This window comes from Rhodocaloribacter sp. (assembly GCF_056451265.1).
Genome location: NZ_JBWOPL010000052.1, coordinates 15,759 through 32,610 on the forward strand (window position 1 = coordinate 15,759; position 16,852 = coordinate 32,610).

General features: G+C 66.5%; 10 protein-coding genes and 1 pseudogene. 8 read left to right on the top strand and 3 right to left on the bottom strand.

The window, feature by feature from the left end; all coding sequences use genetic code 11:
• The first annotated feature begins 66 nt into the window (after positions 1 to 66).
• Both prmC and AC1HIY_RS09280 read left to right on the top strand, forming a co-directional pair.
• Positions 67 to 942 (top strand): peptide chain release factor N(5)-glutamine methyltransferase, encoded by an 876-nt coding sequence (gene prmC / locus AC1HIY_RS09275; protein ID WP_479576447.1) that lies wholly within the window; start codon positions 67 to 69, stop codon positions 940 to 942.
• Positions 943 to 1,096: 154 nt separating this feature from the next.
• Positions 1,097 to 1,945, top strand: coding sequence for a nitrilase-related carbon-nitrogen hydrolase (locus tag AC1HIY_RS09280; RefSeq protein WP_479576448.1), 849 nt, complete (start codon positions 1,097 to 1,099; stop codon positions 1,943 to 1,945).
• Positions 1,946 to 2,369: 424 nt separating this feature from the next.
• Here the strand turns inward: AC1HIY_RS09280 and AC1HIY_RS09285 are convergent, their stop codons facing one another.
• The 3 genes from AC1HIY_RS09285 to AC1HIY_RS09295 form a co-directional block, all read right to left on the bottom strand.
• Positions 2,370 to 2,720 carry a hypothetical protein gene (locus AC1HIY_RS09285; RefSeq protein ID WP_479576449.1) on the bottom strand — a complete coding sequence of 117 codons (351 nt, stop codon included), beginning with the start codon at positions 2,718 to 2,720 and terminating at the stop codon, positions 2,370 to 2,372.
• Positions 2,721 to 2,826: 106 nt separating this feature from the next.
• Positions 2,827 to 3,354 carry a thioredoxin family protein gene (locus AC1HIY_RS09290; protein ID WP_479576450.1) on the bottom strand — a complete coding sequence of 176 codons (528 nt, stop codon included), beginning with the start codon at positions 3,352 to 3,354 and terminating at the stop codon, positions 2,827 to 2,829.
• 8 nt (positions 3,355 to 3,362) lie between these two features.
• Positions 3,363 to 4,496: a glycosyltransferase family 4 protein gene (locus AC1HIY_RS09295; protein WP_479576451.1), complete on the bottom strand. Its 1,134-nt coding sequence runs from the start codon at positions 4,494 to 4,496 to the stop codon at positions 3,363 to 3,365.
• Positions 4,497 to 4,664: 168 nt separating this feature from the next.
• On the opposite strand from AC1HIY_RS09295, the gene AC1HIY_RS09300 reads away from it, so the two are divergent.
• The 6 genes and pseudogenes from AC1HIY_RS09300 to AC1HIY_RS09325 form a co-directional block, all read left to right on the top strand.
• Positions 4,665 to 5,750: a LacI family DNA-binding transcriptional regulator gene (locus AC1HIY_RS09300; protein WP_479576452.1), complete on the top strand. Its 1,086-nt coding sequence runs from the start codon at positions 4,665 to 4,667 to the stop codon at positions 5,748 to 5,750.
• Between the two features lie 3 nt (positions 5,751 to 5,753).
• Positions 5,754 to 7,442: a peptidylprolyl isomerase gene (locus AC1HIY_RS09305; RefSeq protein WP_479576453.1), complete on the top strand. Its 1,689-nt coding sequence runs from the start codon at positions 5,754 to 5,756 to the stop codon at positions 7,440 to 7,442.
• Between the two features lie 32 nt (positions 7,443 to 7,474).
• Positions 7,475 to 10,324 (top strand): TonB-dependent receptor, encoded by a 2,850-nt coding sequence (locus tag AC1HIY_RS09310; RefSeq protein ID WP_479576454.1) that lies wholly within the window; start codon positions 7,475 to 7,477, stop codon positions 10,322 to 10,324.
• A 38-nt stretch (positions 10,325 to 10,362) separates the two neighbouring features.
• A complete protein-coding gene (locus tag AC1HIY_RS09315; protein ID WP_479576455.1) occupies positions 10,363 to 14,205 on the top strand; it encodes a hypothetical protein in 3,843 nt (1,280 codons plus the stop codon).
• Between the two features lie 63 nt (positions 14,206 to 14,268).
• The gene (locus AC1HIY_RS09320) at positions 14,269 to 15,330 is read left to right on the top strand and encodes a PorV/PorQ family protein (RefSeq protein WP_479576456.1); all 1,062 of its coding nucleotides are present in this window, start codon (positions 14,269 to 14,271) and stop codon (positions 15,328 to 15,330) included.
• A gap of 309 nt (positions 15,331 to 15,639) precedes the next feature.
• Positions 15,640 to 16,852, top strand: a pseudogene (locus AC1HIY_RS09325) (T9SS type A sorting domain-containing protein); the annotation flags it as partial.

The window sequence follows — 16,852 nt, forward strand, 5'->3', positions numbered from 1 at the left end:
AAATCCTTTCATCGGCGTACAAGCCGCCATCGTAAATTTTTTTAATAGCCTTCTCGAAACCCGCTCATGTATGACCGCTCACGTCCGTGGACCCGCCGCGCGCTGCTCGACGAGGCCGTCCGCCGCCTGGAGGCTGCCGGTGTGCCCGAAGCGCGCCGCAACGCCGAGTGGATGCTCGGCGAGGCGCTCGGGTGCGGCCGCGCGATGCTCTATGCCTACCCGGAACGTCCCGTGCCGCCGGAGGCGGCGCGGCGCTTCGTGGAGATGACGGCCCGGCGCGAAGGCCGGGAGCCGCTGCAGTACGTCCTCGGGTATACCGAATTTTTCGGTCTCCGCGTGGAGGTCACGCCGGACGTGCTCATCCCGCGTCCCGAGACGGAGCAGGTCGTCGAGGCGGCGCTCGAACGGCTCGAAGGACGCCCCGCCCCGCGCATCCTCGACGTCGGGACCGGGAGCGGGTGCATCGCGCTCGCGCTCAAACACGCCCGGCGCGACGCCGAGGTCTTCGCGTGCGACGTGAGCCGGTCCGCGCTCGCCGTCGCCGCCGCGAACGCCCGGGCGCTCGGCCTCGACGTCGCCTTCCTTCCCGCCGACGCGCTCGCGCCGGACTTCCCCGCCCGCGTCCCCGCAGCCCTCGATCTGTTCGTCTCGAACCCGCCGTACGTGCCGCCCGGCGAGGCGGCCACGCTCGCGCCGGAGGTGGCCGCGCACGAGCCGCATCGCGCCCTCTTCACCGACGCCGACCCGCTTCAGTTCTACCGCGCGCTCACGCGCCACGCCCGCACGCTCGTGCGCCCAGGCGGCGCGCTCGTCTTCGAGACGCACGCCGATCACGCCGGCGCCGTCCGCGACCTCCTCGCCGCGGCGGGCTTCGCCGACGTCCGGCTCGAGAACGACCTCGCCGGGCTGCCGCGCATCGTCTCGGGAATCGCCGCCTCGTGACTTCCCGGTGTCTTCGTACGTCGTGTCCGTCGAACGTTGGACGGACACGATGCTTTCGCGAACGCATCCCGCTCGTGCGCGTGAAAGGAAGCCGAGGGGGGAAAGGTTCGCTTTCCCTCGCCGTGTGTCACGTCTCATGCAATCGATTCGCTTCATGAAAATCGCTCTCATCCAGCTTCGCCCGACGGAGGACCACGCGCGGAGCCTCCGGCGCGGGCTCGACGCCCTCGAAGAAGCCGCCGCCGCCGGCGCGGACCTGGTCGTCTATCCCGAACTCGCCTTTACGCCGTTCTTTCCGCAGCATCGGGGGGGGCCGGAGGCGCGGAGCCTCGCCGAGCCGGTGCCGGGGCCGACGACGGCGCTCTTTCAGGAGGCGGCCCGGCGGCTCGGCGTCGTCGTGGTGATCAACCTGTATGAGCGCGACGGCGACCGGGCCTTCGACACCTCGCCCGTCATCGACGCCGACGGCGCGCTCCTCGGTCGCACGCGCATGATGCACATCACCCAGTACGAAGGCTTTTACGAACAGGATTATTACACCCCCGGCGACACCGGCGCGCCCGTATACGAGACCGCCGTGGGGCGCATCGGCGTGGCGATCTGTTATGACCGGCACTACCCCGAATACCTCCGCGCGCTCGCGCTCGGCGGGGCGGACCTCGTGGTGGTCCCGCAGGCCGGCGCTACGGGCGAGTGGCCGGAGGGCGTCTATGAAGCCGAACTCCAGGTGCCGGCCTTCCAGAACGGTTACTTCATGGCGCTTGCCAACCGTGTCGGAGCCGAAGAGACGCTCACCTTTGCGGGCGGCTCCTTCGTCGTCGATCCGAAGGGGCAGGTGCTCGCGCAGGCTCCGTTCGGGGAGGAGGCGATCCTTTATGCCGACCTCGACCTGAGCCGGTGCCGTGAAGCGCCCGCCCGGCAACTTTTTCTCCGCCACCGTCGCCCCGATCAGTATGAGGGCGGCGCCGTTCGTCTCGCCGAACCGGTGATGACGCGCGAATAGCCGTTCTTTCTTTCCCGTGCCGCGCTCGTCCTCCCGGGAGAGCCCGAAGGTCGGCGTCGAGGACGCGATGCCGGAGGGCATTGCGTGGCGGTCGAACCCGGATCCCTCGGCGTACTGGAAGCCTCAGGACATTTTGTATTTAAGGCATTGATAAGCAATGATTTGATGGTCATAATAAATTGATCGGGAGAAGTGTTTGAGCGGACGCAAAGCGAGTCTTCGATCCCTGATGGAGGGGAGCGGACGGCCGCCTCCCTCGATGGTATTCAAACCGAAGGTCAGCCGCCGGATCGGGCATCGTGTCGCCGGGCAAAATCAAACGTATCGGGTGTTTTCCGGGGGGTGTTCGTTTGGGAGGGGGCCGGCGCCTTCAGGTGTCGCGGCGTATTGGAATGGAAGTTGAGCGGGAGGACAGCGTTTCACGTCAAAGAATGGATAGTCCTCCGGCAAACGCATGTCCGACCTTGCCCGCATTACCGATCATGAGCCCCTCGTTTCGTGGTGTCGTCCCTGGAACCTTCGTCTTTTCCTCGGGCGCGCGCGTCTGACGCCGGAAGGAATCGTCATCACGGGCTGGCAGCGCCGGGGCTGGTATCGCCGCCGCATCCGGCTCGACGAGTTGGAGGGCGTGTCGTGGCATCCGGGGCGAAAGGAGCGGCGCGGAATCACGCTGTATTTCCGGAACGGAGGCGAGTTCACGCTCCTTCTCAAAGGCGCGGCGCTCTGGCAGCTGGCGCTGGATCGTATGCTGGCGCGCGAGCCTCGTCCGGTCCATCCCGACCTTTCGGGGAAGCGCTATGCCGTGCGCCGGTTGTATGTCGCCTTATCGGCGCTGGAAGACGCACCGCCCGTCATTCATCTCTCGTCTTCGGGAGACGGTCTCACGGGTCGTGTTCCTTCGCCAGAAACTCCTCGTACGTCAGCCGATGATAGGCGCCCGTCCCGATGAAGCGGAGCACCTGCAGGAACACGTCGCCCTCGTGGAAGCCGGGCAACCGCGTGATGTAGGCGCCGTCGGGTTCGAGGAAGACCGTCGTGGGCGTCGAGGAAGCGCCCAGTCCCATCGCCAGTTCGGCCGAGGTGAGCGTATAGCCTTTGAACGTGACGGTGTCGCCGTACTCTTCGAGGTTCAGTCGGGCGATTTCGAAATTCTCGTGGAGATAGTCGCGCAGTTCGGGGAGGGTATAGACTTCGGTTTGCATCTTCCGGCACCAGCCGCACCACGGCGCATACACGTCGATGAGGATCGCTTTTCCGCTTTTCCGCGCGGCGGCGGCGGCTTCCGGGAACGAGCGCCATGCGGGCGCCTGTGCCCGGGCATCCGGCGAGCCTCCGGCGCACACCACGCAGGCGAGCAGGAGCGGAAGCACGCGGGCCGGGATCGGCCGGTGAGAAGGAAGGGCGTTCATGGGAGCGCTTATGCGGAGAGCCAGTCGCGGTAGAGACGTGTGAAGGGCTGAGATGCCTTCTCCCAGCTAAAAGTTTCGAACACACGCGGGGCGTTGGCGCGCCAGCGGGCGCGGGCTTCGGCGTCGGCGACGACGTGCCGGAGCGCGGCGGCGAGCGCGCCCGGCGCCGCCGGATCGACCAGGCGGCCCACCTCGTGCCCGGCGACGACACGACGGATCTCGGGCAGGTCGGAGGCGAGCACGGGGACGCCGGCCATGAGGTACTCGAAGAGTTTGTTCGGGAGGGCGAAACGGTGGTTGAGGCATGTGTCTTCGAGGAGCGTCACGCCCACGTCGGCGTCGGCGGTGAGCGGGAGGAGCGCGTCGGGCGGCACGGCGTCGACGAAGCGGACGCGGTCGGTGAGGGCGAGGCGGTCGGTCAGGGCGACGAGCGCGGGGCGGAAAGGCCCGTAGCCGAGGAAGACGAGCGCCGCGCCGGGGACCTCCCGCATCGCCGCGACGAGGAGGTCGCATCCTCGATCCTTGCGCATCTGCCCCTGATGAAGCACGACGAAGGCGTCGGGCGCGAGGCCCGCTTTTTCACGGAGAAGGCCCGCCGGGCGCACGTTTTGGAGGGGCGGGACGTTCGGGAGCACGCGCGGCGGGGGGATGTCGTAGGTCCGGGCCATGTGCTCGGCGATGGCTTCGCTCACGGTGAAGACGGCGTCGGCGCGGCGCACGTGGCGGGCTTCGACGCTTTGCCAGAAGCGTCGCACCCACGGCCGGCCGGCGGTCGCCGCGACGTGCGGGTAGCGCTCACGGGCATCGAAGACGAGGCGTCCGCCGTGCCGCCGGGCGGCGGCGGCCAGGGCCGGAAGCGTATAGAGGTCGGAGGCGTGGTAGACCTTCGCGGGGACGGCCGCAGCCGCCCGGTGAAAGCGCCGGTGCACGCGCGCGAAAAAGGGCGGGCCTCCACCCGGTGGGGCGGGAAGGACGCGCACGTGCAGCCCCGCTTCGAGAGGCGTCTCCCCGGCTTCGGGGCCGAGGGAGAGCACGAGCGTGCGCGCGCCAAGGCCGGAGAGCGCACGCAACTGCTTGAGCGCGCGCGCGTTGCGGCGCACGTCGCCCGTCAGGCCGAAGACCACATCGAAAGCAAGAGGCATGGAAACAAGGGAAAGGGAGACGCCGGACGAATGCCGCCGGAGGAAGACGCCGGGGCTTTCATGGTTGTTTCACGCATTTTGTTTGGCAAAACGCAGGAGGGATGAAGAAAGCGCTTGACGTAAGATTAAACTTTTATTACTATCGAAGCATTCGTTGTAAGCGCTTACATGGCGGGTGGATTCTTGGGTGTAACCATCTACGATATTGCGGAAAAGGCCGGTGTGTCCATCGCCACGGTTTCGCGGGTGTTCAACAAGCACGCCCGTGTTTCGGAGAAGACGCGCGGGCGCGTGCTGGCCGTGGCGCGCGAACTCGGGTATCAGCCCCACGTCTCGGCGCAAAGTCTGGCCCGGCAGAAGACGCACCTCATAGCCGCGGTCATCCCCGTGTTGTCGAACTTCTTCTACATGGAGATCATCCGGGGCATGCAGGATGCGGTGGCCGACAGCGCGTTCGACCTCATCCTGTATGCCGCGCCTTCGCCCCAGGAGGTGGACAGCCAGCTCGAGCGCGCCATCCAGAAAGGCCGCGCCGACGGCTTGCTGCTGCTCTCGACGCCGCTCTCGGAGACCTACCGGGAACGCCTCAACAACGCCCGTCTGGCGGTGATCCTCATCGATGCCGCCGACCCGGACTTCGACTCGGTGGCGGTCGACAACGTCAAGGGCGGGTACATGGCCACGCGCTACCTGCTCGACCTCGGCTATGCCCGCATTGCCCACATCACCGTCGATCCGGAGCCGCCGCCGGCCGCGCAACGTCGCGAGGGCTACGAGCGCGCGCTTCGGGAGGCCGGGCGCACGGTGGATCCCGCGCTCATCGCCGCGAGCGACCGCAAGCCGTACGGCTTCGTCGAAGAGGCCGGCTATGAGGGCATGAAGACGCTTCTGAGCCGGGAGGTGTCGCCGGACGCCGTCTTTGCCGCCTCCGACATTCAGGCGCTCGGCGTCTTGCGGGCGCTCCGGGAAGCCGGGCTGCGGGTCCCCGAAGACCTCGGCGTCATCGGCTTCGACGACATCGTGGTGAGCCAGTACATCGGCCTGACGACCCTCCGGCAGCCCATGTACGAGATGGGCAAGCTCGCCATCGAGAAGCTCCTGGCGCGGCTCGAAGACCCGGATCGACCCGTCTCGCACACCGTCTTCTCGCCTCGCCTCGTCATTCGGAGCACCTGCCGGGCGGAAGGTGCGGGCGCCAACCACACCGATTCCGCCAACCACCCCGAGTCCGCCGGACACCCCTCGAAAAAGTAGGCTATGCGGCGCTTCGTCTCCATATGCGTTCTCTTCCTCGGCGCGGTCGTCCTGGCCGGGTGCGGCCGTGCGCAGACGCCCGGGACGCCGCTCGTGACCGTGGCGGGGACGGACGTCTCGACCGACGCCTTTCGCACGCAGTACACCGACTATCTTACGCGCGTGGGGCTCCGCGACACGCCTCGCCTGCGCGACGGTTTTCTCCAGCGCCTCATCTCCACCGCGCTCGTCGTGCGGGAAGCGAGGGATGCGGGCATCGAGCGGGAGGAAGCCTATCGTTTTTATGAGGAAAAGGCGCGTCGCAAGCTGCTCCTCGAAGCCTTCGCCGACCGCGTGCTCTTCGACACGGTCCGCGTCACGGACGAGGAGCTCGCCGAGATGTTCGTCCGGATCAATACGCAGGTGAAGGCGCGGCACCTCTATGCCCGCACCCGCGCCGAGGCCGACACGCTGGCGGCCCGGCTCCGGCGCGGCGCGTCGTTCGAAGCGCTGGCCGAGGAAGTCTTTGCCGACACGGCGCTCGCCCGTCACGGAGGTTCGGTCGGCTATTTCTCTTTCGACGAGATGGATCCGGCGTTCGAAGACGCCGCCTTTTCGCTGCGCGTGGGCGAACGTTCGGAGCCGGTGCGCACCGCCTACGGCTATTCGATCATCGAGGTGGAGGATCGCTTTACGAAGCCCCTCCTCACGGAGACCGAGTTTGCCGGGAAGAAGGACCGGCTGGCGGCGTACGTGCTGCGCCGGAAGCGGGCCCGGGCGCGCTCGGCGTACGTGCGTCGCCTCGCCGCCGCGCTCGACCCGGCGTTCCACGAGCCCGCCTTCACCCGCCTCGTCGATCAGGCTGCGGGCCGCGCCCCGGTGAGCGACGCCGAGACGCGCGCGGCGTGGATGGCCGAGCCGCTCGTCACCTTCGGCCCCGAGGGCGCGCGCCGCACGTGGACCGTGGCGGACTTCCGCGCGCGGGCGCGGTTCACCGATGAGGCGCGCCTCGCCGAGATCGACACGCCGGAAGAGATGGCCGACTTCGTTCGGGGGCTTGCCGTACGCGAGGGGATGCTCGAACGCGCCGAAGCGGCCCGCCTCGACGCGCTTCCCGAATATGAGCACGCCCTGCGTCGCGCGATGGACGAGTGGGTGTGGGAGCGCGCGTTCGAGCGGATCACGGCCGAGACGACGGTTCCGGAGGACACGCTTCGCGCCCACTATGCGGCCCACCGCGCCGCCTTCGTGATCCCCGAGCGGGTGCGGGTGTGGGAGATCCTCGTCGGCACGAAAGCCGAGGCGGAGGCGCTCAAGGCCCGTCTCGGTGCGGAGACCTTCGAGGCGCTCGCGCGCGCCCACTCGATGCGCCCCGGCGCGGACGCCACGGGCGGCGACCTCGGCTTCGTCACGCCGGACCAGCTCGGCGGGCTGGCCGATCCCGTGTTTGCCGCGCGCGAGGGCGCGGTGCTCGGGCCGCTCGAAGTGGCGGGGCGGTACGTCTTGCTGAAGGTCGGCGAGCGCCGACCGGCGCGGCAGGCTTCGTTCGAGGAGGCGCGGCCCGAGATCGAACGCCGGCTCCGGGAGCGTTTTGAGCGCCGTCGTTTTCGCGCGCACGTCGATGCCCTTCGCGAGCGCTACGAGGTCGTGCTTCACCGAGAAGCCGCCGCCGGCGTGGCAAAGGCCTTCGAAACGAAAAAGACCTCCTTTTGACCCTTTTTGAAGACGACCCGGACGGGAACCCTATGCGAAGAGGCCTGAAGACGATCCTGTTGCTGTTGCCGACGTGCCTGTTGGTGGCCGGCGCGTTCGCGCAGACCGGCAAAATCGTCGGGCGTGTGACCGACGCGGCGACGGGCGAGCCGCTGCCCGGCGTCAACGTGGTGATCGAAGGAACGACGCAGGGCACCGCGACGAACCTCGACGGCGAGTACGTCATCATCGGCGTGCGGCCCGGCACGTATGCCGTCGTGGCCTCCTTCATCGGCTATCGCACCGAGCGGCGGACGGGCGTGCAGGTCAACGTCGACCTCACCACGCGCGTCGATTTTCAGATGGCGGAAGAAGTGATCGAGGGCGAGGAGATCGTCGTGGTTGCGGAAGCCGAAGGGGTGCGGAAGGACGTCACGAGTGCGGAGGCGCGCGTCTCGAGCGAGACCATCGACCGCTTGCCGGTGAACGAACTGAGCCAGGTGCTCGACGTGCAGGCGGGCATCACCACGCGCGGCGGCCTCCACATCCGGGGCGGGCGCTCGAGCGAGATCACGTACATGGTCGACGGCGTGCCCGTGACCGACAGTTACGACGGCTCGGCGGCCATTCAGGTGGAGAACGACGGCATTCAGGAGCTTCAGGTCATCTCCGGGACGTTCAACGCCGAGTTCGGCAACGCCATGTCCGGCGTCATCAACGTGGTCACGAAAGAGGGTCGGGGCGATCACTTCGGCGGCTCGGCGGAGTTTTATACCGGAAGCTACCTCGTCGCCGGGGAGCGCGCCGGCGGCAAGGCCTACGTGCGCGGCGTCGAGGCCGAACGCTACACCGTCGACGGCATTCAGTACCGCGACGTCGATCCGTACGCGTATCTCCCGGTCGATCCCGCGTATTATTACAACGGTCGGCTCTCGCTCGAAGGCCCGCTCTTCTCCGATCGCGCCACGCTGTTCGTGCTCGGGCGCTACTTCTCGAACGACGGGTGGCTCTACGGGGCCGACATCTTCAACACCGACGGCACGCTGGCCGACTCGTCGCTCACGCCGCTCAACACGTTCGAGAAGTTCAGCTGGCAGGGCAACCTGCGTTTTCGGATTTCGAACAGCCTCATCCTCAATCTGATCGGGCTGGGGTCGTTCAGCAAAGGACGCGACGGCGGGCAGTTCTGGCGCTGGGCCCCGAACGGACGGCCCGAGACCACCGACAACGGCTTCGACACCAAACTCAAGCTGACCCACCTGATCAGCGCCACCACCTTCTATACGCTTTCCGTCGCCACGTTCAACCGCACGCTCGAAAACTGGACCTTCGACGACCCGTTCGATCCGCGATACAACGATTTTCTCATCAGCCCGCCCGACTCGGTCGAGGTCATCCCCGGCTCCGGGCAGTACATGCCCGTGGTCACGGGGTCGAACCGCTTCGCGCGCGGCGGCACGGCGCTCGGGCGCTTTACCCGGAAGACGCGGACGTACCTCGTCAAGGGGGATCTTTCGAGCCAGTTCGGGCGGTATCACCTCGTCAAGACCGGCTTTCAGGTGAAGGTCGACGAGATGAGCGCCACCGGGTTCGGGCTCATCCCCAAGACCGACGAGAACGGCTCCCGCCTCGAACCCTTCGAGCCGGCCATCCCCCCCGAGGAGTCGCCCGCGTTCAACAGTTTCAAGGACGCCCGGCCCGTGACCGTGAGCGCCTACGTGCAGGACAAGATCGAGTTCGAGAGCTTCATCGTGAACGCCGGTCTGCGCTTCGATTACTTCGACGCCCGCTCGCGCATCCCCGCCGACCCTGCCGATCCGAACATCTTCAACCCGCTCAAGAAGGTCAATCAGTTCAACGACCTCGACGGCAACGGGAAGATCACCGCCGACGAGGAGCGAGACGACAATCGCATCACGCGGGCCGAGCGTGAGACGTACTGGTGGAAGAGCACGTCGCCGAAGGCGCAGGTCTCGCCGCGTCTGGGCATCGCCTATCCGATCACCGAGCAGGGCGTGGTGCATTTCTCGTACGGCATCTTCTTCCAGATCCCCTCGTTCGTCAACCTCTTCGACCAGTTCGGATACAAGGTCGGCGGCACCACGGGCACGTACGGCCCCTTCGGCAATCCCGACCTCGAACCGCAGAAGACGACCATGTACGAGCTCGGCTTCAAACAGGGCTTCGGCGACTTCGTGCTCGACGTGACGGTGTACAACCGCGACATCCGCAACTGGGTCTCCACCTCGGTGGTGCTTCAGACGGCCCGGCCCGGCGTCAACTATACCATCTTCACCAACCGCGACTATGCCAACACGCGCGGCGTGACGCTGACGCTCAAGCGCAACTTCGTCGACAACTTCGGCTTCGATCTCAACTATACGTTTCAGGTGGTCGAGGGCTCGAACTCGAACCCGGCGGACGAGCTCGTGGCCATACGGAGCAACCGCGAGCCGGCGCTGCAACTGCTGCCGCTCGACTGGGATCAGCGGCACAAGATCGCCGGGGCGGTCTATTTCGCGCCCTCGAGCTGGGGCGGCTCGCTCCGGTTCCGCTTCGGCTCGGGCTTCCCCTATACGCCTTCGTTCCCCGAGGCGGCCCTCTTCGGGCGCGACGTCGCGCCGACGTTCCCCCGCAACTCGCGCCGCATCCCCTCGACGTTCGAGGTGGACCTGAACGTGTACAAGGAGTTCTCCTTCGGAAGCTTTCGCCCCCGGCTCTTCGCCGAGGTCTTCAACGTCCTCGACACGCGCAACGTGGAGGCGGTCTTCTCCGACACCGGCAAGCCGGACGTGACGGTGACCCAGTTTCAGACCGGCTCCTTCGATCCCGGCTTCTTCGTGCGGCCCGACTTTTACCGCGAGCCGCGCCGGATTCAGGTGGGCATCCAGTTTAATTTCTGAGCGATTCGGACGTTCGCATCATGAACCACAGGCCATACATGCATAAAGGGTTGGGATGGGGTGCGCTGGCGCTGGCGCTGGCGCTGGCGATGCCTGCCGGTGCGTGGGCGCAGGGCGTCATCGACCGGAACCACGTGCCGAGCAAGGAACGCGTCGATCCGGACGAGCGGCGGTGCGACATCGTCAACGGCAACAACCTCGCCGCGACGATCACGAACTGGAACCAGACGGCCCAGTGTGAGGGCGGCGGCCCCGACCTGCCGGACAACGTCTTCTACGAGTGGCCGAAGAACACCAACCGCATCTACGTAGCGCTCTCGCAGCTCTGGGTCGGCGCGGAAGTCAGGGACGAAAACGACGAAAAGCTCTGGATCGTCGACGTCTCCGATTTTCGCTCGGACCCCGTCACGAGCGAGTCCTGGACGTTCGAGCCCATCAAGGGATACGTGCAGCCCGGCGGACGCGAACTCGGCATCGCGCAGTCCGACGAACCCACCTCCTGGCCCGACTTCTGGCCCGACAAGCTCAACGACGCCGGCGACCCCGGCTGGCGCGGCTCCTGGAACGGCTTCTTCGGGAAGAACATCTTCAACGCCGACCAGGAGTTCTTCTACAAAGCCGGGGATGACAACTACAACCGCTATCCGACCTATTTCCCCGACTCGACCGACCTCGCGCGCGGCGGCCTCGGCCTGATCGTCGAGACGCGCGTGCTGGCGTGGACGCAGATCCTCATCAACGACGCCATCTTCCTCCTCTACGCCGTCAAGAACGACGGCACGAACGATCTCAACAAAGTCGGGATGACGATGTGGCTGGCCGACCTCGTCGGCGGCGACAGCCAGGACGACATCCCGTTCTTCGACGTGCTCGAAGACGTGGCCTTCATGACCGATGCCGACGGTGTGGGCACCGAGCCCTTCGGCTCCGACCCCGTGGGTGAGGCGGCCATCGCCTTCCTCGAAACGCCCGGCAATGCCATCGACCGCATCGACAACGATGCCGACGGCTCCACCGCCGAGGAGTGCACGCCGCTCGTCGGCGAGTGCAGCAGTCCCGTCATCTCGGCGGACCTCATCGCGGGCGAGGACCCCGCGAACGGCCTCGACGACAACGGCAACGGCCTCATCGACGAGAACGCCAGCCACATCCCGTTCTCCGGCGAACTCGGGACGAGCGCCGGCGTCGGCTTTGCGGACTACATCGACAACGACGCCGACGGCGAGCGCGGCGGCCCCGTCGTCACGGAGGACATGATCGCGCAGGCTTCGCCGGACCGGTGGCTGCGCTGGCCTCCGAACCCGGAAAACGACCCCGTGCAGCAACGCGCCGACGGAAGCCCCATCGTGCATCTGCTCCTGCTCGACGACGACGACCTCGGCCTGCCGTTCAAAGACGGCCTCGACAACGACGACTCGTGCGTGACCCCCACGGCGGACTATCCGCTCCTTTCCGAACCGGGCTCGCCCACCGTCACGCAGGCGATGGTCGATGAGGCCGCCGCCGATCCGTACGGGCGCGTGCGCGTGCCGGGCACGGACCGCATCCTCTACGACGTCGACCCGGGCGACCTCGGCAAGTGCTATGCCGACGGCCTCGACAACGACGGCGACGGCGCCGTGGACGAGGGCATCGACGAGGGCATCGACGAGATGATCGACGAGAGCCGCGCCGACGGCATCGACAACGACGGCGACTGGAACCCGCTCCAGGACGACAACGGCCTCGACGGGGTGGCCTTCTCCGGCGACCCCGGAGACCAGGACGGACAGCCCACCACCGGCGCCGGCACCGGCTTCCCCGGCGAGCGCAACATCGACGTGACCGACATCTCGGAGTCGGACCAGATCGGCATCACCAACGCTCAGATCTTCCCCGCGGGCTCGCTCAACTTCAACTCGCGCTCGGACCGCTTCCTCTTCTTTACCTACATGATCCCGGGCGACATCACCGTCGAGAAGCCGCCGCCGGGCGAGAACGACCTCGCCATCTCGAGCGGCCTCTTCCCGCTGAAGGCCGGGCAGACCGAACGCTTCTCCCTCTCGGTCCAGATCAACCCGGATCGCGAGACGGTGCTCACCGTGCGCGACAACGCGCTCAACGCCTATCTCGAAGACTATCAGTTCGCGCAGGCCCCCATCACGCCGGAAGTGCGGGCGGTGCCGGGCGACGGGCGCGTGACGCTCTACTGGGACAGCGCCGCCGAGGAATCGTTCGACCAGTTCCTCGCCGGCCTCGGGCTGCCCGCGAAGGACTTCGAGGGCTATCGCGTCTACCGCGCCACCGACCCCGCCTTCCTCGACGCGCTCCAGATCACCGACGGGCGCGGCAACCTCATCTTCCGCAAGCCCATCGCTCAGTTCGACCTCATCGACGAGCACGAGGGCTTCCATCCGGTCGACGTCAACGGCGTCAAGTTTTATCTGGGCAACAACCGCCGCGATCCCGGCGAGGCGGACAACGGCCTCACCCACGTGTTCGTGGATACGACCGTCACCAACGGCATCGAGTACTTCTATGCCGTCACCGCCTACGACTTCGGCGCGCCCAACGCCGACATCTCGCCGACCGAGTCCTCCATCCGCATTCAGCGCCTGGCCGACGGCTCGATCCGCACCGGGCCGAACGTCGTCCGCATCACGCCGACGGCGCCCGTGGCGGGCTTCGAGGGCGCCGACATCGCCAACCTCGAACGCACGAAAGGCACCACGAGCAGCCGCATCGGATACGAGATCATCGACCCGACGGTGCTCGACGACGGGCGGCGCTTCCGCATCGTCTTCGAGGATACGCTCATCGCCGGCAACCGCAATACGCCCGACACGCTCACCACGAAAAACTTCTCGATCCTCGATGCGGAGACCGGCGAGCCCATCCTCGCGCGCTCGACGGCCTTCAGGGAAGGCTCCGAGTTCCCCATCCTCGACGACCTCGGAAGGCCCATCGGCTTCAAGCTGATGTTCTTCCTCGAACCGTTCATCACGCTGAACTCGTCGGAGTCCGGGTGGAACGACGACGAGGTGTATCCGATCACGCTCGAACCGTTCCTCTCCGCCTTCCTCGGCATCAAGGGGCTGCGCAACCCGGCGGATTACCGGGTGCGGGTCGTCGGGCCGGCGCAGGGCATGTCCGTGGCGATGCAGGTGACGCGCCGCACGTCGCTGCCCGCGCGCCCGACGAACGTGGAGGTCTTCCGCGTGATGCCGGACGGGACGGAAGTGCCGGTCAAATATGCGTTCTGGGATCTGAGCGGGCCGGACTTCGTCGGGGCCGAGTCCACCGAACCGGCCACGTTCAGCGCCGACCCGTCCATCGGCGAGAGCGACCGGATCATCCTCATCGAGCCCAAGGTGGGCGACGACAGCGGACAGGAGGTGGTCACCTGGTCGATCGGGCTCAACTTCGTCTTTGCGGATCGCCGCGATCCGGTGGAGGGCGACGAGGCCACCATCATCACGCGCAAACCCTTTCTCTCGACCGATGAGTTTGAATTCACGACGGTCGGCCCGAAGGTCGATGTGGAGAAGGCGCGCGATCAACTGGCGGACATTCAGGTGGTGCCGAACCCGTACGTGGCGACGAACCAGTTCGAGCGGCTCAACCCGTTCACGACCGGGCGCGGTCCCCGGGCGATCAAGTTCATCAATCTGCCGCCGCAGGCGACGGTGCGCATCTTCACCGTCAGCGGCAAGTTCCTTCGCGAACTCCGGCGGAACGAGGGTTCGAACGACGCGCTCACGCCGTCGGCTCTGCTCGACGGCACGCTTGAATGGGACCTCGAGACGAGGGACGGCCTGACGGTGTCGTACGGCGTCTATCTCTATCACGTGGAGGCGCCCGGCATCGGTGAGAAGTCGGGCACGTTCGCCATCATTAAATAGACAGGAGGACGCATCGAGAGGCGCGAACGCCCTTTTCGCATGCGCGCAACCCGGCTTTCCGGCATGATGACAACCAACCGAAGATACGGCCTGCTCCCGGCGCTCGGGCTCCTCGTGGTGATGACGCTCGCGGGCGGCCGCGAGGCCTTCGCCCAGTTCGACAACGTCACGCGGGACGTGACGCGGCGCGGGACGTCGGCGGCGGAGTTTCTGGCGATTCCCGTCGGCGCGCGCGCCACGGCGATGGGCAGCGCCATCACCGCGCTCGTCGAGGATGCGACGGCCATCTACTGGAACCCGGCGGGGCTGGGCGGCCTCGCCAAAGGCAGCCTCACGGTGGAGCATGCCGAGTGGCTGGCGGGCGTCACGTTCAACTACGTGGCCGTGGCGATGCCTTCGAGCTTCGGCACGTTCGGCTTCGGCGTCACGGCCATGCGCACCCCGGAGATGGACGTGACCACGGTGGAAGCGCAGAACGGCAACGGCGAGACGTTCGATGCCTCCTCATACGCCTTCGCGCTCTCGTACGGACGCGCCCTCACGGACCGCTTCGCCATCGGCGGTTCGGTCAAGTACATCACCGAGCGCATCTCTACCTCGAACGCCGGCGGCGTGGCCATCGACCTCGGCACGACCTTCGTCACGCCCTTCCGGGGCATCCGGCTCGGCGCGGCCATCACCAACTTCGGCACGAAGATGAAGATCGGCGGCGACGACCTGCTCGTGCGCGTGGACATCGACCCGAACAACCGGGGCAACAACGAGAGCAGCCGAGCCTCGCTCAATACCGATGCCTTCGACCTCCCGCTGATGATGCGCATCGGCGTGGCGGGCGAGGCGTTCCGCTCGCCCGACGCCCGCCTGACGCTCTCGGTGGAGGCCCTCAACCCGAACAACAGCGAACAGTACGTCAACCTCGGCGCGGAACTCGGCCTGCTCGGCGACCTGCTCATGCTCCGGGGCGGCTACAGCGAACTGTTCCTCAAGGACAACGTGCGTTCGTTCACCCTCGGCGCAGGCCTGCACTACGGCTTCGGCCCGCTCGACTTCGTCGTCGATTATGCCTACGAACAACAAGAGTTCTTCGACGGCGTCAACCGTTTCACCCTGGCTTTGCAGTTTTGAGGTCGCTCGGGGCGCCAACCATCATGCATCAAAAAACGAGTCCGCTCCTGCCCATCGCGCGCACGCTCCGCAGGCAAAACACGGAGCCGACACGCGGCGAGAAGGTGTGTCGGGAATGCGGCGCTCCCGGAAGGGGGGCCTCAACCCTGAACTGCATGAACGAAAAAACCGGCCTGCCCGTCAGGCTTTAACCGGCGCAAGAGGGAGCCGGGCGTTGCGCCGCGCCCTTTTCCGGACATTCTTTTTCGTCAACCAAAGAGGAGGAGTAATCTTATGCGAACCGTTACGAGAGGCTGGAGGTGGCTGGGGATGCTTGTGATCCTCGCCGCCTTTGCCGGAACTGCTCAGGCTCAGCGCACGGTCACGCTGAAGCTCAACACGGCCACGTTGCCCGACACCGTCGACGCCATGGACGAGATCCAGGTGCGCGGCGCCGTGGAGGGACAGGGGCCGTTCACGCTGCCCGACGGCAACATCATCGACTGGAGCGACAACACCACGCTCAAACCCGCCAACACCGGCGGCGACTACTGGGAGATCATGTTCCAGATCCCCGAGAACCAGAAGCTCGACTTCAAATTCTACAACCAGCTCGCCGAGGACGACCTCGTGGGCGGTTGGGAAGACGGCGGCAACCACACGGTCGAGGCCGGGGTGGGCGATACGTCGCTCGTGCTCCACTTCTTCGAAAAGGGCAACGACGAGCCGTACGACTGGCGGCCCTATGAGGAGAAGGAAGACTCCGTCGCCGTGTGGCTCCGCGTGTACATGAACACCGAGAGCGCCCTCACCGCCGGATACGACCGCGAGAGCCCCGACCTCGAGATCGGCGTTCGTGGAGACCCGCTCAACGGCGAAAGCATGCTGGACTGGGGCGTGAACAACGTCACCCTCTCCCCGGAATCCGACGACGACACGAAGCCGGGCTATCACCTCTTCTCCGGGGTGATGTACTACCCGATGACCGCCGCCGGGATGAACCAGGAGTACAAGTTCATCATCGGCAGCGAAGGCTGGGAAGGGACCATCGGCAACCGGATCTTCACCGTCCCGGCCCAGGACACCACCCTCCACTGGGTCTATTTCGACGACTCGACGCCGCCCAAGGCGGAGCGCGTCACGCAGACGGTCGTCTTCTCGGTGGACCTGACGCCGCTCGAAGAGATCGGCATCTTCAGCCGGGCCCGTGGCGATACGCTGCAGGTGCGCGGCGACTTCAACGGATGGGGATGCAGCGACCCGAGCCTGTGCCTGCTCCAGCGCATCGAGGAAAACTTCTTCGAGGGCGCGATGCCGCTCACGTTGATCCCCGGCACGGAGATCGGATACAAGTACTTCATCGACTTCAACAACGAGCCGTTCATCGCCGAGTTCGGAGAAGATCCGCCGAGTGGATGGGAAGAGCCCATCACCACGACCGGCTCGAACCGCGTGTTCGTCTTCGAAGGCAATCCGAACGAAGATCAGTTCCTCCCGGACCAGCGCTTCAACGACATCTTCGAGGAGAACATCATCCCCGACG

Bases quoted from the DNA above. Each gene is read 5' to 3' on its own strand.
- prmC (WP_479576447.1), top strand. From the start codon at position 67: ATGTATGACCGCTCACGTCCGTGGACCCGCCGCGCGCTGCTCGACGAG.
- AC1HIY_RS09280 (WP_479576448.1), top strand. From the start codon at position 1,097: ATGAAAATCGCTCTCATCCAGCTTCGCCCGACGGAGGACCACGCGCGG.
- AC1HIY_RS09285 (WP_479576449.1), bottom strand. From the start codon at position 2,720: ATGGACCGGACGAGGCTCGCGCGCCAGCATACGATCCAGCGCCAGCTG.
- AC1HIY_RS09290 (WP_479576450.1), bottom strand. From the start codon at position 3,354: ATGAACGCCCTTCCTTCTCACCGGCCGATCCCGGCCCGCGTGCTTCCG.
- AC1HIY_RS09295 (WP_479576451.1), bottom strand. From the start codon at position 4,496: ATGCCTCTTGCTTTCGATGTGGTCTTCGGCCTGACGGGCGACGTGCGC.
- AC1HIY_RS09300 (WP_479576452.1), top strand. From the start codon at position 4,665: ATGGCGGGTGGATTCTTGGGTGTAACCATCTACGATATTGCGGAAAAG.
- AC1HIY_RS09305 (WP_479576453.1), top strand. From the start codon at position 5,754: ATGCGGCGCTTCGTCTCCATATGCGTTCTCTTCCTCGGCGCGGTCGTC.
- AC1HIY_RS09310 (WP_479576454.1), top strand. From the start codon at position 7,475: ATGCGAAGAGGCCTGAAGACGATCCTGTTGCTGTTGCCGACGTGCCTG.
- AC1HIY_RS09315 (WP_479576455.1), top strand. From the start codon at position 10,363: ATGCATAAAGGGTTGGGATGGGGTGCGCTGGCGCTGGCGCTGGCGCTG.
- AC1HIY_RS09320 (WP_479576456.1), top strand. From the start codon at position 14,269: ATGATGACAACCAACCGAAGATACGGCCTGCTCCCGGCGCTCGGGCTC.